The organism is Photorhabdus akhurstii, from assembly GCF_019090985.1.
Classification (GTDB): Bacteria; Pseudomonadota; Gammaproteobacteria; order Enterobacterales; family Enterobacteriaceae; genus Photorhabdus; species Photorhabdus akhurstii.
Genome location: NZ_CP020335.1, coordinates 4088329 through 4107606 on the forward strand (window position 1 = coordinate 4088329; position 19278 = coordinate 4107606).

Here is a 19278-nt window from a genome sequence, read left to right on the forward strand (position 1 = left end):
GGGCTGCCAGGTTATGGTCGTAAAAATAGAAACACATATTCGGATAATTTCTGGTTTTATTGGTTTCAAGTTGGTTGCAGCAAGAATGGAACATACCATAAACAAAGAAATGGAAGTCTTGGAAATATTAAGTCCGGCATTTGATTTTCGGTCCACGTTAAAAACAAGGTTTCCTTATTGAAGGAAAGAAGCAAACATATTGGTATTAATAAACACATTTATTAAGTAACAGGTAATTAAACATGGCAAAAAGAAAAATTATGTTTAAAGCTGCAGCGGCTTCCTGCACCCCATAACTCTGTAAATAAAGCTGTTGTAAAAGATATTAATGAAATATCAATTAATTCAGGTAAAGAAAATTTTTCAATTATCCTATTTGAACAGAAAATTAAGTAAGGAACATACTTATGAAAATAACATGTAATCACTGCAAACAACCTGTTGAAAAAATGAACTTAAAACAAGCCAAGGTTATTCAGACTCCTGAATTTGGTGAGTGGGTTGTTGATTTAATCTTGGTTTGTCCACATTGCAGTCAGCAATACGGTGTATCTGTGTCAACATGGGATTTACAGCCATTGGAGACCACACATGGATAAAACGCCTTATACCGAAAAGCCAAGTTCAGTAGTATCAAGTTAATACTGGCTATTCTGGTTTACTTAATTCAAGAGTACATAGCAGAGGATGAATAAGATGGCAAAACAGAAACTTATTCAGCTTATTCATATTGCACGTAGTGATCTAAAACTAGACGAGGATACGTATCGCCAGATGTTACTTTCAGAAACCGGAAAAACCTCTACGCAGGAAATGGATATCCCGCAGTTAACTCGCGTTTTGGAAGCTATGAAAAAGCGCGGTTTTAAGATTAAATCCTTTAGGAAATCCAAAACATCACGTCCATTAGATAGTCATCCCCAATCAAAGAAGATACGTGCATTGTGGCTGGAAATGGCATCTATAGGTATTGTTCGTAATGGTTCTAAACAAGCCTTAGCTCACTGGATTAAGCGTGAAACGAATATTGATGGTTTACAGTGGTTAGATTCAGACCAAGCCAGCAGCATTATTGAAAAACTGAAGAAGTGGCAGAACCGCGTCACGAGGAAAAAGTATGAATGGTGTGAATAACTTTCGTAGCAAAGGTCCTGAGTTGCTGGTCGAACTGGCACAGCATATAGCCTGCACGGTCAGTGAAATAATCCATGTTGAGCCTGAGTTAGCCGAACAAATTGGTGAAGCTGTTGCGAACCATATGATGCAGGTTTGGGGCGGTCAGAATGTCTATTTTCCTATGGGCATGGTTTGGAAAGTCAGCCTCCGTGATCGTGAGATTTTCAACGAATTTAACGGTAAAAATCATCATGACCTGGCTCGTAAGTTTGGTGTTTCTATTCAATGGATTTACAGCGTAGTGAAACGTATTCGAAAGGAGGAACTGGATCGCCTGCAAGGTAAGTTATTCGATAACGAGTCTGAATAGGCAGGTCAAACTAATTGAGCTTAGTAAAATCAGGTGGCAGACTAAGCATGATTCTCGTTCGGTCTGCCTTTCAAATACTGAAAAGGATTTACAATTGAATCTCCATAACTTCCCACTTAGTCCAAGTTTTTCCCATAATTATCTTTCGGTTTCTTTTCAAATATCTTACTTATGATCATTATGCGCCGTCGAATGTCAGGCCGCTTGAACATCACACTAGCCTGTGATTCGGCGTTGTTTGGTGCATAACCCGCGCAGATAGCCGCCTCTTTCTGCGGCATGCCTTGCGCAATATTCTGAGCAAAGCTCTCATGCTGTGGTTTAAGTATCCCCAAGTTTTCTTTGTCATTATTCTGCGCAATTTGCGCATTCGCACTTTTCTCTTGCGTAGGTGATTTCTGCTTTCGCGCAATATTGCGCACTTTCGATTGCGCAGTTTTTTGCGCAGCAGGTTTTTTAATGTATCGACGGGCACTAGCGTAGTTTAGTCCCTGCGCTTTACACCACTCACGTGGTGATATGCCAGTTTTAGCGTATTCGGACAGGAACCGTTTCTGAAGCGCGCTCCAGTCCGGTTTTGTCATCTCATTTCCTTAAAATAAAAAAACCGCCAGTTTAAGGCGGTCATCTATGTCTATTTATTCTTCCATATGAAAGGTTAAAACCACCGACTTTAGTCGGTCAGCTTTAGCTGAGATACTGTGTTGCATGGGAGGTGCAACATGGATTACAGATACGGTAGTCACACAGTATTTCAGATTGAATACCATTTTGTGTGGGTAACGAAATACAGGCACAAAGTGCTGATAGGTGAAGTAGCAATACGGGTGCGCGAGTTAGTTCGTCAGACATGTGAAGCATTTGAAATCAGGATATTAAAAGGGGTCGTGAGCAAAGATCATGTTCACATACTGGTGAGTAGTCCCCCGACATTATCTCCCTCAGAAATCATGAGGAGACTGAAGGGAAGGACAGCGAGTAAGTTGTTTGAAGAGTTTTCGCATCTAAAGAAACGCTACTGGGGTCAGCATTTTTGGGGCAGAGGCTATTTTTGTGCGACGGTGGGTCAGTTAACGGAAGAGATGATAAAGGCTTATCTGGAGCATCATTTTGAACCAAACCCGGATGATAACTTCAGGATGGACAATTGACGCATCGTTCAGCCGATGCGTATCCGGACTTTCAGTCCGTTAATCACTAACCCACCGACTTTAGTCGGTGGTTGTTGAGTCAGATTTTACATCTTGCTCATTGCAATAGTGCACTGGAACAATTCAACTAACACAACATCATCAAGCATAATTTTATCTTCTGTAATGATATGGCTATAGGTTTTGTCACCCCATTTCCACATGATACTGATACCATTATCACTGGTTACTACTTCATGACTTGCGTCTTCATTAGCCATACCTACTGCATCTAATAAATCATACTTTCTCATTCAATCATCCTTCTCAACTGTCGGTGGTGCTGGTAATGGCATCCAATGCGTAATGGTATATCCCGAATACTGAACATTACCACTTACAATTACACCGGAAAAACCGTTTATAACATCATGGATTGCTATACCTTTATCAGTTGCAACAATAAATCTTTCAAACAGATAAGAACTTTTTGGTACACATTCATCTACTGATATCCAGTTCATTTTCCTCGCCTTTAATCTGATTAATGAGTGAACATTGTACCTTTCCATAGCCATTTATTGAATAACTACTGCAATCTATTCCAGCTTTGTTAACCCACTCAAGCAACGCGGGTTTCTTGCTTTCAACAGTCAAAAAAATTGATATTTTGATCATTATGCAGTCAAATAAGGAGTAATAAGAATGGCTAATTACCTAGTCCGGGTTGAAATATATGATGCCGATTATAGTGACTATGAGGCATTACATAAAAAAATGTTGGCAATTGGTTTTCATAAGTCCATAAAATATTCAAACGGTAAGTCTTACGATTTGCCTAGTGGCACATATTTTGGTACATCTTCATTATCACCTAGCCAGATAAACAGTAAGGTGAAATCAGTAGCAAAACCGTTATCCAGTAAAGATCCCTCTTTATTCGTTTGTAAATTCCAAACCGGTGAATGGTCTTCTTCACTTTACGCTTCAAAATGATTCGTTACATTCAGCTCTAGACTCTTCACTCTCCAAGGCCACAAACGACTCTCTCACTCGGCGGCCTAAAAGTCTCGCTGTACTATGAGGTAAATCAGATAATTGCTGGTACTTCATCCTCAGCATATCTGCTAATACTTCACGTGCTGCTACCTGTGATTCAGGTGATAAATCTCCAAATTTCATTATTAAGCCTTCTCTGAACCATTTCCAGTTTGATAAATCCCCGGCACTTTAAATACCGTTACGGATTGAATAACTATTATCAAGTTACTCTATTAGCAGAATGCTCTGAATTAGTTACTACTCGTATTGCTGGAGTATTACGGATATAAAAACCACCAGCGTTAACTGATGGCATAAGTTAGCTGCATTAACTTAACCACTCAGAGAATGGGTAAGGCAATAAAAAAACCATCCTAAGACGGCCTACTATTGAGTTGATGGTTTCGAGTATAAACCCGCACTAAAATCACGACCTAATCTTGCAAGCTTTAACTGGGTCTCATCATAATCATTCTGCGCATCTTTCCTTGCTTTAAGTGACATTCTTTTGTCCTTACAGCACTTTTTTAAGTACTTCAGATCTCTTTTAAGCCTACCTTTAATACTCGCCATTTCTGGAGGTTCAACGAAACGGTTATAGCACCAGACTAACGACCAGCTTAAAAAAGGACTAATGTATGGCACAAGTTGTATGTACGAATCTCGATAAATTTCACCAACTAGCCCACTGCAACTTGAAAGGACTCCTACCAAGGTAGCAGTTACAGTCGTTCCAGCTCCCAATCCGGCTTCAGGAAGATGTTTTTCAGCCACGCGTAGCCTCCTCCTGTATTTTTCTCAATTGCCTTACTAAGGGTTCGGCACTATGCAAATCGACTTTGTGACTACTGACTAATTTATCGTTATGATAGTGATTCACTGTGATAAAACGCGCTGGAAAATAGGTGTTAATTATCCAGTTTATTGTCGCATAACCAAATACCCCACAAAACACAGTGAACAAACACCAGATAGCCCCCTGAAACAGATGTACAAGATCAATACTCATAACGTCCTCTTTATGTAAGACGTCTATCATCATCGGCAAAGTGATGATACACCTTTTCTATCGCATAGGTAGTTTTAGTAAAGCCCTCCGGTTTCTCCACCGTTTTGATTCTCAATCTAACATTGAATAGATCTCCTTTCACAAAGGATTGCTGATTCGACAAAACATTTTCCATAAACGCTGTATCTTCCATTTTTACAGCCCGGTCCTCCTCAAGATAATGAATTCTCCAACCATTAGCAGAGGTAAAATTAACTTGGGTTAGAGCTACAATCACATCAATACGCTCTGCATGCTCGAATGTAAGGGACTTCCTAGGTAAAGGAGTAAATGTCACATCATCCTGACCATCTAATCTAAGAACCTCCTCCCCCCCTACTTCAACCCTAAATATTGGAGCCTCTTTATTAGCTAAAGGTTGAGTAATGATTTCATTATAGGCTTGTCTAATTACTGCGTCTGTAGCAAGTAATGCCTCGTTTTTACCACAGACGATTTCTTCTTGTTGCCCACGACACTCAACTGTAATTACCGCCTCATCACTACCATCGTTTGTTCTGACGTTTATCACCTTTTTCTTACTCAATCTCTGAGCAACAGCCAACGCTCCTCCACCAAGCAAACCTAATGCAGGCAAAATAGCGACGGAATTGGAAAGAACATATAAGACAAAAGATACAGCAAAAGAACCTTCTTTAGCCGGGACTGTAACTTTCAGGCCAACTGTTTCCTGCCCATTATTTAAAAGGAGATCAGCTTGCTTTACCATTACTGCTATCTGTTGAATTGCCTGTCCCAAGAAAAATGCATCCATCTTATGAGATGACAATTCATCATCATTAGCATCGTAAAAAACACTAAACTCTTCAATGCGATGTAGCTCTTCAGCCTGGTTTGACACGACATTTCCCCATTGTAAAAAAGTGAACTCTATAGTAATGCTCACATTCTCAATTGTTCAATATTATTAATGCTTTAATGAGTCATTCATCACGCACTGCGTTTTGATGTATTCCTGTAAGTACTTAGTTTGTTGCTCGTTCTCCGCCATCATTCCGAGGAGATCGTAATAATCTTGTTGAGCTGTTTCTGTAAACTGTGGGGTTCCTGCATGGCCCACTCTGCTGGAGGAACCGGCTTTGCCTTGATTACAGGTAGCCGCGATACGCAACCAGCGATGACCAATGGCAACATCATCCCTAAGACCATCAATTTCAGATTTAGCATCAGCAAATTCCTTTATATGTTTATTATCCAATTCAGACAGGAGTTTTATCCGTTCCTGCTGGCTAACAATTTCATTCTGCTGTTCCAGTAACTCACTTTGCAGCTGAACTGCTGTATCAAGCTGCCTGGTATATTTACCGTAATAGTGATAAGCCAACAGCGAGACAAACGCCAGAGCAATAACAATATAACCATGAGAGTTAAACTTCATAATATCGCTCTACAAAAGTGAAAAGGCTTTATCAATGACCACATTGCTATAGGGCTGACTACCATTTTCTACGGTAATAATCGACTTAATAAGCTTTGTCATATATGCCTGATCAAACACATCAACAACCTGGTCGCGGGTAACACCGGTATCCTTACACACACGATTAACATAACCATCTGTATTATTCTCATTGGGTGGTGCCCAACGCTTGATAATACCGCTGACAGTATTAATACCGTACTTGCTGTTATAGTTCCTAATAACCTTCACCATTGCCCGAATACCATATTCAGGATTAATAAACTGGCAAAAGGATTTATCAGTACGCAGTGATTCAGGTACCAGACCTTGCCAGTCATCACTCCAACGGATATTACCAGGATTATTATTTCGAATGCCTCTACTCATAAATCAAATTACTCTCTTTCTATTCTCCTGTTTTATTACCAATGATTCTACGAAGCAATTGACCTAAATAATCAGTTCCCAGGTAACCAATAATAACACTGCCAATGTAAGCCAAATTCGTGCTCATACCGAAAAAATCTAGCACATCGCGGATAAACCACGCAATCACAGCGCACATAATTGCATCAATAACTGTCTTCCAGAACTTACCGCCGTTATATCGACCTCTAAGATAAGCCATTGCTGCGGCCAACACTGCGCCTATACTCTATCCTTTGACTGATAGCAGCCATAACCATAGCTGCATCCATATATCAGGCTGTTTATCCATTATTTTCATGCTCCACCTCCAACACATTGGTTGGCTATGCCTGTAGTCGAAAAGGATATCCGCCTTACCATATTCATGCTGTAGGAATGGTAGTGAGCGCGGCTATTGATTAATGTAAGAAAAAGTGATATTTAGGTCATTTCACTCATTGGAAAAGGAAAACAGAAAAAATGTCTATAATTTTAATTAAGTCCACTGACAACCCTAAATTAAAAGGGAACATTAGTAAGCAAGACATCATTGAAGGTTGCAAAGAATTCCTTCCGGAAAATGTATTCCTGTACCCACCAACATCAGACTCAGACTTTCGTCACACATATCGCATTACTGGAAGTTGCGATGATTTGGAAATGAAAAAGATTTTTGATAAGATTAAAGAGAGTTTAATTCATGATAACCGCCTGAAAGAACGAGGTATTACCGTTGTTGAATACTCCTCCAACGATGATCCTGAACTAACAGATGATATTATTGCAGTTAAGTACCTATACGGAGTACGGCTCGACAGGCTGTAGCTATCTGGTTTTTTTCCTCTATAAAAAACTACACCTCGCCTCGTACAATCTTTAAATAATTCGAATTACTGAAAAATTTGCAGTAGTTCGAAACAGCATTATAAATCATTGATAAAGCTTAATTCCTGATATTCAAGGAGGTAACTAAACATTCTCTTTTTATTACTACATAATCTTAGCTTTTGTTGATGTTCTTATTACTTGAAGCGACAATTGAGAGTTATCACCAACAGATGTTTTTAATAATCCACCATTCGTATAGGTTCCAAGAGTTCCCCGAAACCAGATGTTAATCCCATTATCATAAATTGTAATTTTTATCACATTAATGGTATTGCTTCGGATCAAACGGACATTCGAGTTCGAGTTTAATAATTTCAGACATATTATTCCTCTATATTTATAAATAATTATAAGTCAAACTATAAGGTCTAATTTTTCCGTTCACTGTTAAACAGCGCATAAATATCAGCGAATACCAATGCCTGTTTTAACTGACTGCCATTGTATGAAAAATCGTACAACTATTTGAAATTATGATGATTTAAGGTAATTAAAGAAAACCGAAAGTAGCCTTGTGATTCCTTAACTACCGAGAATTACTAGGTAGTTACTATTATTTCCCACTTGGTCTGGTTAAAACGTTCTTCTTCCAATTCTACACCCAAGACCCTACGATTCAGCTTCAGTGCCGCTTTTAGTGTTGAGCCCTATCCCATAAAGAAGTCCGCCACCAAATCCCCTTCCCGACTACTGGATCGGATAATATGCGCCATCAAGTCTGCCGGCTTTTCGCAAGGATGTTTACCTGGGTAATACTGAACAGGTGGAAAAGACCAGACATCAGTATAAGGCACATCTACCGTCACCGAGAACGGACGGCGCAGCAGCCCATATTCCAGACTCAATTCCTCATATTGGCGTGACAGAGTAAGATGAGATTCTACTAACTCATGATACGGCCTGTTTAATTCTCCGTTCTGGTGTTTTTCTCTGGCTATTCGAGCGAACAATACCCGCAGTTTTTGGTAATCCACTTCATTGGGTAATTGCCACTGGCTATCACTGAACCAGTGACTGGCCATCTGTTTTCCCGTGGCAGTGTTAATTTCTTTTGCTGTGACACCCAACACCTTTCGTGCATTGCGAAAGTAGTCCACAAGCGGTTTAAAGACATATTGCTTAAGTTCGCGGCATTTGTGGAAATACCCATCACCTTTAGGTTGATAAGGCCCCTGATAATGTTCAGCAAATATGATCCGTTCAGTAGAAGGGAAATAAGCCCTTAAACTTTCTTTATTCTGCCTGCGCCACGGACCAGAAGGTTTTGCTCAGATAATGTGGTTAAGCACATTGAACCGTTCACGAACAAGGATTTCCGTATCAGACGCCAGACGCGAACCACAAAATATATACAAACTGCCGTTGGGTTTCAGCACACGCCAGAATTCAGTCAGTACTTCATCCAGCCACACAAGATAAGCCGTTACATCCTCCCATTGTCTGTCCCAACCACACTCTTTTACCCGAAAATAGGGTGGATCGGTGGCGATTAAGTCTATGCAGTTGTCTGGTAACGTTTTGATAAATCGTAGAGAGTCGTCATTAATTAATGTGATACCACTTAAATTCACAATATTTTCCATAATCGATACTAGCTTACTCTCTGGTTAGCACAGAACAGGCGAATGGCTGGTGTCGTCAACTCCACCAGCCGTCCATTTCACCGCTTAAGAAGTCACCCCATCAAAGGCAACGCTTGAAAAAGGTGTCGTTGTCCCGGCTTTCCATCAAACCAGCCAGACAAAATTGAGTTAAAAGTAATTGGCAACGCGGTGTTGATAGCCCCGTCAGAGTTGAAACATCTGGAATAGAAACCCAGTCATACATTGGTACTGTTTCTAAAACACATGAGGCTGTTGTTGTCATATCTTCATGTTTTAGCACGATAATTTAAACCTTTAGTCAGTTATTGTGCATAGACACACATGTAACTCTGACCAATGACAACAGCAAGTCTTATCTGAATTTCAGGCAATAAAAAACCCCGCACTGGGCGAGGGTATCAGTCACGAATACTACTATCACAACATATACTGAAATAGTGGCTCATAAGTTCAAAGATATCAACACGTTTGTGACAAAAGTCTTGATTTTCTTTCCTGTTCCCGTCTTATAAAGACATCTTGCAATGGTTGATAAATCAAATATTCCGTTGCTCTTAATATTTCCTCAACCTCACGCCGACAAGTTGACATTGATGGCTTTCGCTTACGCAACATACCATTTCTGCGGATCATAATTCTTGGCTGAACCGTTGCATGATAATGTTTGGCAATTGCTCTATCAGATACACAATAAACATATCGACTAAGCAACATCCCAAATGCAACCCGATCAATGTGGTAAATATGGTCTACTACCCTAGCGATTAGCATTCCGTCATCATCATTGCATATCGGACGTTCTGGATAACCTCTTAGCTCTACCGTCGCCATAAGCTCAGCAATCATACTACCCTGACGTTTATCAAGCCTGCCAGAATACACCCATGCACCGAACTTGGATAACCAGTCCTGCAACCAAATTTCTTGTGCCTGAGTCAATTGCAGCCCATCCGTTGAAAATATCACACCCGACATAACCGTACCTCTTCAACTTCCCTTTTAACTTGGGGCAATAGTTCCGTTGCCATACCGTGGATTGCTTGCCATGTCTTCGGTGCCGCATGAAAGCCCGTGGGATGCAAACGCGAGGATGCAGCAGAATGGAGAAATGAGCAGCCCTTTGGGCCATATCTTGTACCGCTCTCACATGATGAATTTCCGCAAGTATTACTCCCAACCCCATATTCCGACAACAGATACATCCCAGTAATGTCACATTAGAAAGCCACTGTTTTTCACTTTTAGCCATTGGTTCTGCCTCTCATTACATAAAATCGGACAACTGAGAAGCAGCATGTTCAGCGGCATTTCTGTTCGGGAAATTGCGATACAAAATAAAGTTCCAAAGCACGTTTAATGTATCTTTATAAAGTTCCTGAAATTTCATCTCTTCCATTTTGGCGAAACTGACTGAACGAGGTTCACGGTACAGACTGCCGTTGGACATTTCGTAAATGTCATAGTGCCCTGATTCCACTGTTGCCCAGCGCCGAAAGGCATCAAAGGATTTGGTGGCGGTAATATTCTGGGCTCGGTTTTTAGATATGCCAGCAAGATATTCATCCGCAGCGGATTGTAAGACATCTTCACTGCCCGCGAAGTGTGCAAGAAATTGTACGTAGCCACGCACAAGCGCTTTCTCTTCCGGGGAAATGGTGCCCCCAGTAGGTTCCCAGTATTCATAGCCGAGATTCAGAAGGGCAAAATATTTACGATGGAAACGCGGGTTACGTGCTTTCTTAAAATCCGCATAGAGCACATCGCCCCACTTCACTTTGGAGTGCAGGTATTCCCTAGCTGCGGGAGTCGCAGGTCTCAGGGTGTCATTCGAAATTTTGATAAAACTATGCTGCGTCGCTGCGTCATTACTTATCCTCAAAGTTATGACACAGCAGCTTTTGTTTAGGTTATCAGATGTTCAGGCCGATACGAACAGAATAACAGGTGTTAGTATTAATTCCCAATTTTACTTTCTATTAAATAAATTAACGACATTTGTATCTTGTTGTGTAGTAGATATATTAATACTATTCTTCAATTGTATTCTAGATTGGAAATCAAGTACCTGTGATTCTGACAAGAATCCCTTAGGAACTGAACATAAATCCTCTAAATCTCCTTTTGGGAAACCAAATTCCTCAAGAAGTGTTTTTTTATTAAAAGTTCCAGAATCCAATAATAGATTCAAGCACCTAGGTAACAAACGAACCGACTCTGGTTTTCTAAGATCATCAAGCGGCTCTCCTTTTCGCCAACCTCTAGCGGAAATATTTTTATATAACCTCTGATATTCCAGAGAAGATATTAATTCTAAATTTCTCGCTCTAAGGATCATAGATTGCGCAGACATCCCCCAGCGATTTTTTAGAGATATGAAATTCTGTAATGTAGGATATGGAGGAAGCTCTACAGAAAATGACTCTTCCGGCAGCATGAAACTCGACGCAAACTTATGTGCTTGCTCTTCTATTGGATTAAAATTGATATTATCAAATTTATTTATATATCGATGTAAGACTATATGACCTAATTCATGAGCAGCATCAAATCGACTACGATAATAGTTATCTTTATCACTAGCTAAAACCACATACGGTCTATTCTCTAAATCACTCCATTGAGAATAGCCATCCATTACAGAACTACCTTGTTCAAATCTGGAACAGACTATCCCCGCATTCTCCATTACCAGTAATAGATCATCTATCGGTGCAATACCTAATCCCCAAGCTTTCCTACACTCAAAAGCCATTCTTTCAATCAATTGATCATCTATCGCTCTGTAATCCTTTACGTTAAGATGAGGAATGTTAACCTCTGGATAATCAAGATATTCTTGCATCTTACATGATAACTCTTGAAACCACCCCATGTATCGCTCTGAGGCGATACATAAGTCTTTTGCCGTGGTTGAAAGTGTTCGGAAAAATACTGGTTTTTTTTCGTACTTAACAATAGGCTTTGTGAACCAACTTACCGGGCAATTAAGAATCTGACTTAAGCTATGCAATACTTCTGCATCGGGGGAATGATTACCGTTTTCCCATTTGGTAATAGTTGATGGTGAACGATCCACTAACCTACCAAGGTTAATTTTCGATAATCCCCTCGCTTCTCTTATCTGTGTCAACCTTTCAGATTGGAAACCAGAAATTCCCACTCTCATAATGTCTCACCTATTCTATTTTTCCTGATCCTTCAGGCGCTTCTTGAGCTTAGGTAAAACCATATCAGGAATGACTATCTTCTTCTCTCCAGTATAGAGGGATAAAAGCTCCATTACAGATTTATTATAGTGAAAACCTTTCATATTGGTAAAAGGAACCACAATCCTTAAATCCATCATGCTGGCCTGAGATTCATGATATGGTGGATTAATATTTATTAACAACACACCTAACGTATCAATGTCATTATGATGTTTACTATCTTCTTCTCTAAAAAGATCTGGAGTATAGCCTTCAAATTTTTCATTCAATTGGGCTATCAATGAACGATGTTTAGCACCTCTTATATGGCGCTCATCGTGATTTAACCCAATACGGCTAATTTTAACACCTTCTGAATCGATAATAATATAATGCTCCCCTTTCGGGGATGTATCAGCATCGTAACAAAGATAACCAGAGCGACTTGCGGCCTCCCTTAATGCTGAATTAAGGCCATAGTGCCTAGCCTGAGGCCTAAATCTACGTTGCTCCGGTTCACCAAGTTTTAATATATTGCCTACAGTTACTTCCTGTGCTGCCGCATACTTAGCATATAATGCATCTTGTACGTTAAGCCAAAAATCACGCCTGAAAGCGTTTATTATCAAATCGGTAATATCACTTTGTGTGTCGTTAATGCTCATTTAGATACCCTGATTGCGTTAAGCAGATTTTATGGTATTTTTTTTTCGTTTTGAACGCAAGCAATATACTTGATATGTAATTTGTACGTTACAAATACAACTTCAACTCTTATACCATCCCAGTGTGTTCCATCAGGCCACTTCACTAGAAAAACAATATTCAGCTACAGAAAGGCTTTCTCCCACACTTTTCACTTTGCTGTTTCTGCAACTGAACTACCTACTTTTTTCATCAATGATCATCCATCCTAATCAGCATAGAGAGGTATTCATTGACTTTGTAAGATTCCCTACCCGGCCTTCGAAGAGTACAATTGCGCTTCAGCATCTCCAGCTCTTAGTTATCCACCAGCAATTCTATTTTGGTAAAGCCAGCATCCTGCCGGCGTTTACGTTGAATCGACTAGCTTTTAAGTCTAAATTTGTAAGATAGCGATGCTTTCAGCACTGCACCCAAAACGGGATAATTCATAACTACCCAAATTATCTAATAAAATCAGTTTACTGTTTATGGTCATTTTGATCTGCCTCTTTTGGTCTTTAGTTAAAATGCTTTGTCTGCGTATCGGTGCTCTTTTTGTTTAGCCTGTTGCTGTGTACGACATATTCCAGCAGCAACAATTTGATCAGTTGGTAAGTAATGCCCGTTTTTAAATTCCTGGAATATCGTTCCGGTTTCACCGTGACGATTTTTATCCAAAATAATCTCAGCATAATTTCTGGCTGGACTTTGTGGGTTATAAACAACATCACGATAAGTAAAAATAATTCGATCTGCATCTTGCTCTAGGCTACCTGAGTCTCGTAAATCCGCTGCAACAGGACGACGCTGATGTATAGGCCGTTTATCAACGTCTCTTGATAACTGACTCAATGCTGTAACAGGTGTATGCAATCGCTTAGCTAGTCCCTTGAGGGCCCTGGATATTTGAGCGATAGCAAGGTCATTACGCTCGGCTTTGGGCCTTTCTATCAACCCAAGATAATCAACAAAAATACCTTTCAGATTCGGGTACCTGCGCTTATGCGTTTCACTGATAGCCCGTTATGACATGTTGTGCTTGAGTATGATTTTTAGTTTCCAGTAACGCCTGTTGGCCAGCGTTGATCACTGCTGTAACCCGCCGAACATACCAATATTCACTAACTTTATTGGCATAGCCTTTCAGGTTTGCATTCCAAACAGGGCTCTTACTCAACTCCAGGATATTAGCTAATGTATTACCATCTCCACTCATAGCCTCAGCGATGAATATCGGATCAATCAGGGAACTACTGAACGCTTGTTTTTTGATTTCAACGTAGACACGACGCAAAAAACTTGAACTAAACGCCTCTTCTGGCAACGTTGCAAAAACATCATAAGCATCCTGCGTTGCACCACCTGACAACAATCCGCTTATAACCGCAGACTCTAGATTGAGCTCATTCATACTACTGCCCCCTCCGGTAACTATCCCAGTCAAAAGCCAACACTACCCCACCCTGTAACACACGATCTAATACTCGGTCCCCTAAAAACACCGGCAGGTCATTCATTGGCAAATTACTGATCAGGATCGTTGGTAATAAATCTTCATATCGGTTATTAATCACCTCAAACAAGATATTTCGCTCTGATTCAGTGCCGTATTGAACGCCAATCTCATCGATGATCAGCAAATCCAACTCACTGTAAAACCTCAGTGTCTCGAACTCGTTGGTGTCAGCATCATTACTCCATGAACGACGAAATGCCCTGATAATACGTGATGCGGTTGTAATAAACGCACTGATACCGTTCTGAGTGACTATTTCACGGCATGTCGCAACAGCCAGATGAGTTTTCCCGTTACCAAGACGGCCACACATGATGATCCCTCACCCGCAACTTTGCGTTCTTTCCAAGTCTGAACATAACTAATGCATCGATCTTTGGTACAGTTGTCGCTATTCATGATATAGAAATCCCGTATCCAAATATTAGTCGTCCAGACTTTATAAATTCACAAATTGATACTCTAAAGAAAGAACAAAACAAAGTTCTTTTGAAAGCTCATGCTAAAGCCTCTGAACTTGAGAGCCATATTCAATCATTGCTATGCATTGAAGAAAAACCAATGTCTAAATCTGATGAAGAAACGCCTTATTAAGGCTCTGGTGTATTTATGAAAAACATAAATGATGTAATTAATTTAATCCTAGATAATGGTTTAATTGCTATTGAGCATGAAAATAATAGTGATACAACAAACGCAACTATGCATATATCTATTATCGGTGGCAAAAGGCGAGTTGAATATTACCCAACGACAGGAATGGTTTATTCAAATGCTGTCAAGGGATTATATCCAAAAGTCAAAATGCTAAAAGCCGGGATTAAGGCAGCAATAAAACTGGCAAAAAAAGCAATTTATTAAAGAGGCAAGACCAATGTTCACATATATCTGTGTCTTTGAGCCGACAAAAAAAGCTCAAAAAAATGGAGCCGTACCACTTGCAATTGCACTCGAAGCTAATTCCGAAAAAATGGCTAAAGCTATGGCCATTGTTTACCTTGGAGAAGAGTACGCGGACGATATGAGCAACTTCAACACATCAAAACCGATTATTTGTAAAGATATACAAGGTTTCCCTCGCCTACCATTCGGTTATGGATGGGGCTGTAATGTCACAGAAGAAAAGCTGATCAATGGTGCACCCATGTCAGAACCTATCTATGACGACAAAAATAAACAAATTGGGAGCCGATTCTTACGCGATTCTGACGGCACATTAATATATGAACAAAATCACTCTATCAAAATTCTCTTTTGGTATCTGGTTGAATGTGACATTTGTGCTGAAATTGAAAGTTATGGTGCAACACCATACATGTACAGAACCAAATATGGAATTAAAACAGATGGAGAGGCCATCAAGAAATCACTCACCGATGCTATAAAGAAAGCGTTATCGATGCTTGGATTTTCTGCTGATGTATTTATGGGTATGCATGATAACCCTGAATATCTGGCTGACAACAATATTGAATTTGAAATCAAGGCCGCCAGTGATAAGGCCGAGGATTTAGTCAGATTACGCAAGGAACTAGACGATAAGTTCACCCGTAATACAGACACTATGCGCACCGCTGTCAGCAAACATGAAATTCGCGGCATAGCATCTACCCTTATCCGTGAATTAAGCATTCATTTAGGCAACACCAAGGCCAAAGGAGATAAAGATTATGAAAAGTACTTATCCGGTCGTCTGCGTCGCTTGAATGAAATAGAGAAAGAATGTTTAATCCAATTAGAAGAGGCAAACCAATGACCACAACCGCAATTTCATTAGCAGCAGATTATGAAAAATTACAACCGTTGGTAGAAACCGGCGAATTCTCGCCAGAAGATATCGCCGATACACTTGAAAGTATCGAATGTACTATCGGTGATAAACTTGACGCTATCATGATTCATGTTCGCAATATAGAAGGCCAAGCCAAGATTCTTGCGGATGAGTCTAAGCGACTTACTGACCGTAAAAAATCATTCGAAAGGCAAGTAAAAAACCTAAAAAAGTATGCACTGGACTGTTTACTGAAAGCCGGCATGGATTCACTACGAACTACCAAAAACACGTTCACAGCCAGAAAAGGTATTATGAATGTCATCATTAATGATGAGTCAAAATTACCTGATGAGTTAGTTGATGTGCAGACAATTACTGCCCCAGACAAAAAAGCCATCAAAGAAGCCATTGAAAACGGTATCAATATACCGGGAGCTCATATTGAAATCGGCCAGAAAAGCCTGCAAGTACGTTAATATTCATTACGTCCCACAAATACTGGGGCAATAAATAATATGGAGTGATTTATGGCTGCACGATTAGAAATCATTATCTCATTTGATGAAAACCTAAATAAATACCAAGTAGAATGGATAACAGGAGAAAGTCAAGATATTACAGATGAAGAAAAGAAAATCATTGCTCAGTTAAAAAATAAATTACTGGCCTCAATGGAAAATGAATTAACTGGAAATAACCAATATTACCTCCATTAGATATTTAGCATTACCTTAAATTAACACAAGTGGGTAATGTCAAAAAATAAATCCGACAAGCATGTAGAATTTACGTTTGTATTTCTCGTCATGTGTCTATTAGATAAAAAACATGCAGCAGAATGCGAAATTGAAGGTAAATTAAAAGAGACAGACCAATGTTAAGACATTCACACAGCAAAAATGAAATTGTTAAATTAACGCTACCTGATGGTCGCAATGGGATCATCATTATCGATAGGAGTTGTAATGTACTCTATGATTTCCCGTTTGACGTTAAAATAGTTCCAGTATCCAATTCTCAAGCTATCGAGAAAATGAGGGACCGAAAATGATATACGGTCTGTTTCTACTTGTATGTTCTTCGATAAACTGCCAGTACATTCCTTACGGCCATGCTTACCAGGATGAAAAAAATTGCATAGCAGATATGGAGATGCAAAGCCCTGGAATTTTTGAGTGTTTACCCATTGAAGCTATAATTCACACTCAAAACTGATTAAGCTTAATCAGAAATCAGGTAACACAATAAATAGCATGATGGTAAATCCACTGACCGGAGAACCATCATGCAACCCTGGCAACCAGGACAACAGTTATTAACCAACTTTGATATCAAATTGGGAAGATTAGCAGCCAGTATCAAAAATACATCTTGCAATCAGGGTGATATTACCCGTGTTTGTGCTGTCGTTGATCTGATCATTATATCAATGATGAGGCAAAACCATGTGAGGTAAATAAATGGTGAATATTGAATGTGTTCCCATATCCGCTTATTGCTATGCAACAGGGGAAACAATTGATGCAATTAATAAGCGCATTCAGCACGGTGTTTGGCTTGATGGCGTACATGTACTGAAAGTTGAAAGTGTTAAGGAACGCTGGATTGATTTAAATGAGGTAGCTAAGTGGGCCAGGAAAAACAGTATAGTAAATTGCCCAGAGGCATTACAGTAAGGAAACATCGTTCTGGTGAAACTATAAATATCTCTTTTACATATAAAGGGGTTAAATGCCGAGAACCCCTCTCAAATCTGGAAGTGACGCCAAAAAATATTAAATATGCCGAGCGTAAACTCGGCGAAATATACAATAAAATTGAACGGGATATTTTTATTTATGCTGAATTTTTCCCTAATTCATCACGTCTAAAAATATTCGGAAATGTCAATAAAGGTAGAACAATAAAAGATTATTTAGATGAGTATTTAAAAATCTGTGAAACCAGAAATTTATCACCATCCACAATTAGTGGATATAAAAAATGTAAAACTGCTCTATCTGAATTACATAAAATTCCCGTTATAGAGTTAACACCAGCAATATTAAAAACTTGGATTCAAAAACGATCAACTGCTCTGAAAACAATCAGGAACAATCTGTCATTTTTACGAAGCGCCATAGATGAAGCAGTTACTGATTGCCTGATTAGTATGAATCCTGTGAATTTAGTCACAGCATCACGGTATCAAACTGAACGAATAGAAAATGATAGCGAATATATTGTTGACCCCCTATCTCCTAACGAGGTTACTGCATTACTGTCAGCAGCAGGCAATAAACAAAAACAATGGGAAAATTTATTCCTTTTTGCGATACATACAGGACTTAGAAGCTCCGAGTTATGCGCGCTTCGGTGGCAAGATATCGACTTTATTGGCAAAACCGCACATGTCCAGTCGGCAAAAGTTGTGGGAATAATAAAAGGAACGAAGACAAAAGCCGGTACCAGAAAAGTCGAACTGAACACTGACGCTAGGTCGGCCCTATTAAATCAGAAGGCATTCACTTTCATGAAAGGCAACGTGATATTTGAAGATCCTAAAACAGGCGAGGCTTGGGCAGGCGCAGATGCAATTCGTAAAAAAGCCTGGGTGCCCACACTGAGAAAGGCCGGAATCCGGTATCGAAACCCGTATCAAACAAGGCACACATTTGCAACAAAACACATCAGCCAAGGGGTTAATCTTTTCTGGCTTGCAGCTCAAATGGGGCATAAAGGCCCAGAGATGCTTTTCAGACATTATGGATCATATCTGAAAGACTATGACGGCAGCACATACAAACCCAAACAGGTCAGTGGTGGGACATGAAAGGAGCTGCAAAGGATACGCAGCGAAGATATTTCATAAAAATGTTATTTATAACAATAAGATGAAAAACAATTAACGCGGGTTCAACTCCCGCCAGCTCCACCAAATAAATCAAGGGGTTACACTAAAGTGTAGCCCTTTTTGTTTGCCCAATGTCCACTTTGCGTCCACTCATTTTATTTTTATGGGCATCAATGGACACTACCTGCACCGCCGCATTCCTTCTGGTTCATCACTGAAACTACTTAACCTGAAGCACACCGCAATCTGTAC

27 protein-coding genes, 1 tRNA gene and 4 pseudogenes are annotated in these 19278 nt (G+C 39.8%); 14 read left to right on the forward strand and 18 right to left on the reverse strand.

Annotation, left to right across the window (positions count from 1 at the left end):
- Nucleotides 1-407: 407 nt before the first annotated feature.
- From B0X70_RS17380 to B0X70_RS17390, 3 genes are all read left to right on the forward strand, one after another.
- Complete coding sequence (locus B0X70_RS17380) at nucleotides 408-599, forward strand: hypothetical protein (RefSeq protein ID WP_040153038.1); 192 nt, start codon at nucleotides 408-410, stop codon at nucleotides 597-599.
- Between the two features lie 97 nt (nucleotides 600-696).
- Nucleotides 697-1134 carry a gp16 family protein gene (locus tag B0X70_RS17385; RefSeq protein WP_217469939.1) on the forward strand — a complete coding sequence of 146 codons (438 nt, stop codon included), beginning with the start codon at nucleotides 697-699 and terminating at the stop codon, nucleotides 1132-1134.
- Nucleotides 1118-1486 (forward strand): Mor transcription activator family protein, encoded by a 369-nt coding sequence (locus B0X70_RS17390; RefSeq protein WP_217469940.1) that lies wholly within the window; start codon nucleotides 1118-1120, stop codon nucleotides 1484-1486. Before B0X70_RS17385 ends, B0X70_RS17390 begins: the two co-directional genes overlap by 17 nt.
- Nucleotides 1487-1602: 116 nt before the next feature.
- On the opposite strand, the gene B0X70_RS17395 is transcribed toward B0X70_RS17390, so the two are convergent.
- Nucleotides 1603-2070 carry a terminase small subunit gene (locus B0X70_RS17395; protein WP_217471808.1) on the reverse strand — a complete coding sequence of 156 codons (468 nt, stop codon included), beginning with the start codon at nucleotides 2068-2070 and terminating at the stop codon, nucleotides 1603-1605.
- A gap of 138 nt (nucleotides 2071-2208) precedes the next feature.
- Here B0X70_RS17395 and tnpA point away from each other — a divergent pair, with 138 nt between their 5' ends.
- Nucleotides 2209-2637, forward strand: coding sequence for an IS200/IS605 family transposase (tnpA, locus tag B0X70_RS17400; protein WP_040154654.1), 429 nt, complete (start codon nucleotides 2209-2211; stop codon nucleotides 2635-2637).
- Between the two features lie 86 nt (nucleotides 2638-2723).
- Here the strand turns inward: tnpA and B0X70_RS17405 are convergent, their stop codons facing one another.
- Both B0X70_RS17405 and B0X70_RS17410 read right to left on the reverse strand, forming a co-directional pair.
- Entirely contained in the window at nucleotides 2724-2930 is a 207-nt protein-coding gene (locus tag B0X70_RS17405) for a hypothetical protein (protein WP_217469942.1), read from the reverse strand.
- The gene (locus tag B0X70_RS17410; RefSeq protein WP_217469943.1) at nucleotides 2931-3140 is read right to left on the reverse strand and encodes a DUF551 domain-containing protein; all 210 of its coding nucleotides are present in this window, start codon (nucleotides 3138-3140) and stop codon (nucleotides 2931-2933) included.
- Between the two features lie 181 nt (nucleotides 3141-3321).
- Between B0X70_RS17410 and ghoS the strand changes: the two genes are divergently transcribed.
- The gene (gene ghoS, locus B0X70_RS17415) at nucleotides 3322-3612 is read left to right on the forward strand and encodes a type V toxin-antitoxin system endoribonuclease antitoxin GhoS (RefSeq protein ID WP_217469945.1); all 291 of its coding nucleotides are present in this window, start codon (nucleotides 3322-3324) and stop codon (nucleotides 3610-3612) included.
- A gap of 432 nt (nucleotides 3613-4044) precedes the next feature.
- On the opposite strand, the gene B0X70_RS17420 is transcribed toward ghoS, so the two are convergent.
- From B0X70_RS17420 to B0X70_RS17445, 6 genes are all read right to left on the reverse strand, one after another.
- Complete coding sequence (locus B0X70_RS17420; protein ID WP_217469947.1) at nucleotides 4045-4431, reverse strand: hypothetical protein; 387 nt, start codon at nucleotides 4429-4431, stop codon at nucleotides 4045-4047.
- Nucleotides 4424-4666 carry a hypothetical protein gene (locus B0X70_RS17425; RefSeq protein ID WP_217469949.1) on the reverse strand — a complete coding sequence of 81 codons (243 nt, stop codon included), beginning with the start codon at nucleotides 4664-4666 and terminating at the stop codon, nucleotides 4424-4426. The genes B0X70_RS17420 and B0X70_RS17425 overlap by 8 nt, the downstream gene beginning before the upstream one ends.
- Before the next feature lie 10 nt (nucleotides 4667-4676).
- Entirely contained in the window at nucleotides 4677-5567 is an 891-nt protein-coding gene (locus tag B0X70_RS17430) for an LAPAL motif-containing putative phage structural protein (protein ID WP_217469950.1), read from the reverse strand.
- 66 nt (nucleotides 5568-5633) lie between these two features.
- On the reverse strand, nucleotides 5634-6104 hold the full coding sequence (locus B0X70_RS17435; RefSeq protein WP_217469951.1) for a lysis protein: 471 nt from the start codon (nucleotides 6102-6104) through the stop codon (nucleotides 5634-5636).
- 9 nt (nucleotides 6105-6113) lie between these two features.
- A complete protein-coding gene (locus tag B0X70_RS17440; RefSeq protein ID WP_217469953.1) occupies nucleotides 6114-6515 on the reverse strand; it encodes a structural protein in 402 nt (133 codons plus the stop codon).
- Nucleotides 6516-6534: 19 nt separating this feature from the next.
- The gene (locus B0X70_RS17445; RefSeq protein ID WP_246593540.1) at nucleotides 6535-6780 is read right to left on the reverse strand and encodes a phage holin, lambda family; all 246 of its coding nucleotides are present in this window, start codon (nucleotides 6778-6780) and stop codon (nucleotides 6535-6537) included.
- Nucleotides 6781-7016: 236 nt separating this feature from the next.
- Here B0X70_RS17445 and B0X70_RS17450 point away from each other — a divergent pair, with 236 nt between their 5' ends.
- Entirely contained in the window at nucleotides 7017-7361 is a 345-nt protein-coding gene (locus B0X70_RS17450) for a hypothetical protein (protein WP_217469954.1), read from the forward strand.
- A 602-nt stretch (nucleotides 7362-7963) separates the two neighbouring features.
- Here B0X70_RS17450 and B0X70_RS17455 read toward each other — a convergent pair.
- From B0X70_RS17455 to B0X70_RS17495, 9 genes and pseudogenes are all read right to left on the reverse strand, one after another.
- Nucleotides 7964-9007, reverse strand: a pseudogene (locus tag B0X70_RS17455) (DNA-methyltransferase).
- 100 nt (nucleotides 9008-9107) lie between these two features.
- Nucleotides 9108-9308, reverse strand: a complete 201-nt coding sequence (locus tag B0X70_RS17460) for a hypothetical protein (RefSeq protein ID WP_011147645.1) — start codon at nucleotides 9306-9308, stop codon at nucleotides 9108-9110.
- 179 nt (nucleotides 9309-9487) lie between these two features.
- Nucleotides 9488-10003 (reverse strand): antiterminator Q family protein, encoded by a 516-nt coding sequence (locus B0X70_RS17465; RefSeq protein ID WP_036777547.1) that lies wholly within the window; start codon nucleotides 10001-10003, stop codon nucleotides 9488-9490.
- Nucleotides 9991-10277, reverse strand: a pseudogene (locus tag B0X70_RS25340) (Ref family recombination enhancement nuclease). Before B0X70_RS25340 ends, B0X70_RS17465 begins: the two are co-directional and overlap by 13 nt.
- Before the next feature lie 15 nt (nucleotides 10278-10292).
- Complete coding sequence (locus B0X70_RS17475) at nucleotides 10293-10901, reverse strand: DUF1367 family protein (RefSeq protein WP_217471761.1); 609 nt, start codon at nucleotides 10899-10901, stop codon at nucleotides 10293-10295.
- A 93-nt stretch (nucleotides 10902-10994) separates the two neighbouring features.
- Nucleotides 10995-12194 (reverse strand): helix-turn-helix domain-containing protein, encoded by a 1200-nt coding sequence (locus tag B0X70_RS17480; protein WP_040149356.1) that lies wholly within the window; start codon nucleotides 12192-12194, stop codon nucleotides 10995-10997.
- 15 nt (nucleotides 12195-12209) lie between these two features.
- Entirely contained in the window at nucleotides 12210-12881 is a 672-nt protein-coding gene (locus B0X70_RS17485; protein WP_217469958.1) for a hypothetical protein, read from the reverse strand.
- A gap of 544 nt (nucleotides 12882-13425) precedes the next feature.
- Nucleotides 13426-14314, reverse strand: a pseudogene (locus B0X70_RS17490) (DnaB-like helicase C-terminal domain-containing protein).
- Between the two features lies 1 nt (nucleotide 14315).
- Nucleotides 14316-14732 carry an ATP-binding protein gene (locus B0X70_RS17495; protein ID WP_088776093.1) on the reverse strand — a complete coding sequence of 139 codons (417 nt, stop codon included), beginning with the start codon at nucleotides 14730-14732 and terminating at the stop codon, nucleotides 14316-14318.
- Nucleotides 14733-15028: 296 nt separating this feature from the next.
- Between B0X70_RS17495 and B0X70_RS17500 the strand changes: the two genes are divergently transcribed.
- From B0X70_RS17500 to B0X70_RS17535, 8 genes and pseudogenes are all read left to right on the forward strand, one after another.
- Nucleotides 15029-15280 (forward strand): hypothetical protein, encoded by a 252-nt coding sequence (locus B0X70_RS17500; RefSeq protein ID WP_040149352.1) that lies wholly within the window; start codon nucleotides 15029-15031, stop codon nucleotides 15278-15280.
- A 223-nt stretch (nucleotides 15281-15503) separates the two neighbouring features.
- A pseudogene (locus B0X70_RS17505) lies at nucleotides 15504-16175 on the forward strand (hypothetical protein); the annotation flags it as partial.
- On the forward strand, nucleotides 16172-16669 hold the full coding sequence (locus B0X70_RS17510; protein WP_040149350.1) for a siphovirus Gp157 family protein: 498 nt from the start codon (nucleotides 16172-16174) through the stop codon (nucleotides 16667-16669). The pseudogene B0X70_RS17505 and the gene B0X70_RS17510, both read left to right, overlap by 4 nt.
- Nucleotides 16670-16720: 51 nt before the next feature.
- Entirely contained in the window at nucleotides 16721-16909 is a 189-nt protein-coding gene (locus B0X70_RS17515) for a hypothetical protein (RefSeq protein ID WP_040149348.1), read from the forward strand.
- Between the two features lie 569 nt (nucleotides 16910-17478).
- Nucleotides 17479-17649 carry a hypothetical protein gene (locus tag B0X70_RS17520; protein WP_181148685.1) on the forward strand — a complete coding sequence of 57 codons (171 nt, stop codon included), beginning with the start codon at nucleotides 17479-17481 and terminating at the stop codon, nucleotides 17647-17649.
- 4 nt (nucleotides 17650-17653) lie between these two features.
- Entirely contained in the window at nucleotides 17654-17869 is a 216-nt protein-coding gene (locus tag B0X70_RS17525) for a hypothetical protein (protein ID WP_040149346.1), read from the forward strand.
- On the forward strand, nucleotides 17821-19005 hold the full coding sequence (locus B0X70_RS17530; RefSeq protein ID WP_040149345.1) for a site-specific integrase: 1185 nt from the start codon (nucleotides 17821-17823) through the stop codon (nucleotides 19003-19005). Before B0X70_RS17525 ends, B0X70_RS17530 begins: the two co-directional genes overlap by 49 nt.
- Nucleotides 19006-19007: 2 nt before the next feature.
- Nucleotides 19008-19110 (forward strand) — tRNA-OTHER (locus tag B0X70_RS17535).
- The last annotated feature ends 168 nt before the right edge of the window (nucleotides 19111-19278 follow it).

Bases quoted from the DNA above. Each gene is read 5' to 3' on its own strand.
- B0X70_RS17425 (WP_217469949.1), bottom strand. From the start codon at position 4,666: ATGAGTATTGATCTTGTACATCTGTTTCAGGGGGCTATCTGGTGTTTG.
- ghoS (WP_217469945.1), top strand. From the start codon at position 3,322: ATGGCTAATTACCTAGTCCGGGTTGAAATATATGATGCCGATTATAGT.
- B0X70_RS17450 (WP_217469954.1), top strand. From the start codon at position 7,017: ATGTCTATAATTTTAATTAAGTCCACTGACAACCCTAAATTAAAAGGG.
- tnpA (WP_040154654.1), top strand. From the start codon at position 2,209: ATGGATTACAGATACGGTAGTCACACAGTATTTCAGATTGAATACCAT.
- B0X70_RS17435 (WP_217469951.1), bottom strand. From the start codon at position 6,104: ATGAAGTTTAACTCTCATGGTTATATTGTTATTGCTCTGGCGTTTGTC.
- B0X70_RS17385 (WP_217469939.1), top strand. From the start codon at position 697: ATGGCAAAACAGAAACTTATTCAGCTTATTCATATTGCACGTAGTGAT.
- B0X70_RS17515 (WP_040149348.1), top strand. From the start codon at position 16,721: ATGGCTGCACGATTAGAAATCATTATCTCATTTGATGAAAACCTAAAT.
- B0X70_RS17480 (WP_040149356.1), bottom strand. From the start codon at position 12,194: ATGAGAGTGGGAATTTCTGGTTTCCAATCTGAAAGGTTGACACAGATA.
- B0X70_RS17405 (WP_217469942.1), bottom strand. From the start codon at position 2,930: ATGAGAAAGTATGATTTATTAGATGCAGTAGGTATGGCTAATGAAGAC.
- B0X70_RS17390 (WP_217469940.1), top strand. From the start codon at position 1,118: ATGAATGGTGTGAATAACTTTCGTAGCAAAGGTCCTGAGTTGCTGGTC.
- B0X70_RS17465 (WP_036777547.1), bottom strand. From the start codon at position 10,003: ATGTCGGGTGTGATATTTTCAACGGATGGGCTGCAATTGACTCAGGCA.
- B0X70_RS17440 (WP_217469953.1), bottom strand. From the start codon at position 6,515: ATGAGTAGAGGCATTCGAAATAATAATCCTGGTAATATCCGTTGGAGT.
- B0X70_RS17395 (WP_217471808.1), bottom strand. From the start codon at position 2,070: ATGACAAAACCGGACTGGAGCGCGCTTCAGAAACGGTTCCTGTCCGAA.
- B0X70_RS17380 (WP_040153038.1), top strand. From the start codon at position 408: ATGAAAATAACATGTAATCACTGCAAACAACCTGTTGAAAAAATGAAC.
- B0X70_RS17410 (WP_217469943.1), bottom strand. From the start codon at position 3,140: ATGAACTGGATATCAGTAGATGAATGTGTACCAAAAAGTTCTTATCTG.
- B0X70_RS17525 (WP_040149346.1), top strand. From the start codon at position 17,654: ATGGTGAATATTGAATGTGTTCCCATATCCGCTTATTGCTATGCAACA.
- B0X70_RS17500 (WP_040149352.1), top strand. From the start codon at position 15,029: ATGAAAAACATAAATGATGTAATTAATTTAATCCTAGATAATGGTTTA.
- B0X70_RS17495 (WP_088776093.1), bottom strand. From the start codon at position 14,732: ATGTGTGGCCGTCTTGGTAACGGGAAAACTCATCTGGCTGTTGCGACA.
- B0X70_RS17520 (WP_181148685.1), top strand. From the start codon at position 17,479: ATGCAACCCTGGCAACCAGGACAACAGTTATTAACCAACTTTGATATC.
- B0X70_RS17510 (WP_040149350.1), top strand. From the start codon at position 16,172: ATGACCACAACCGCAATTTCATTAGCAGCAGATTATGAAAAATTACAA.
- B0X70_RS17485 (WP_217469958.1), bottom strand. From the start codon at position 12,881: ATGAGCATTAACGACACACAAAGTGATATTACCGATTTGATAATAAAC.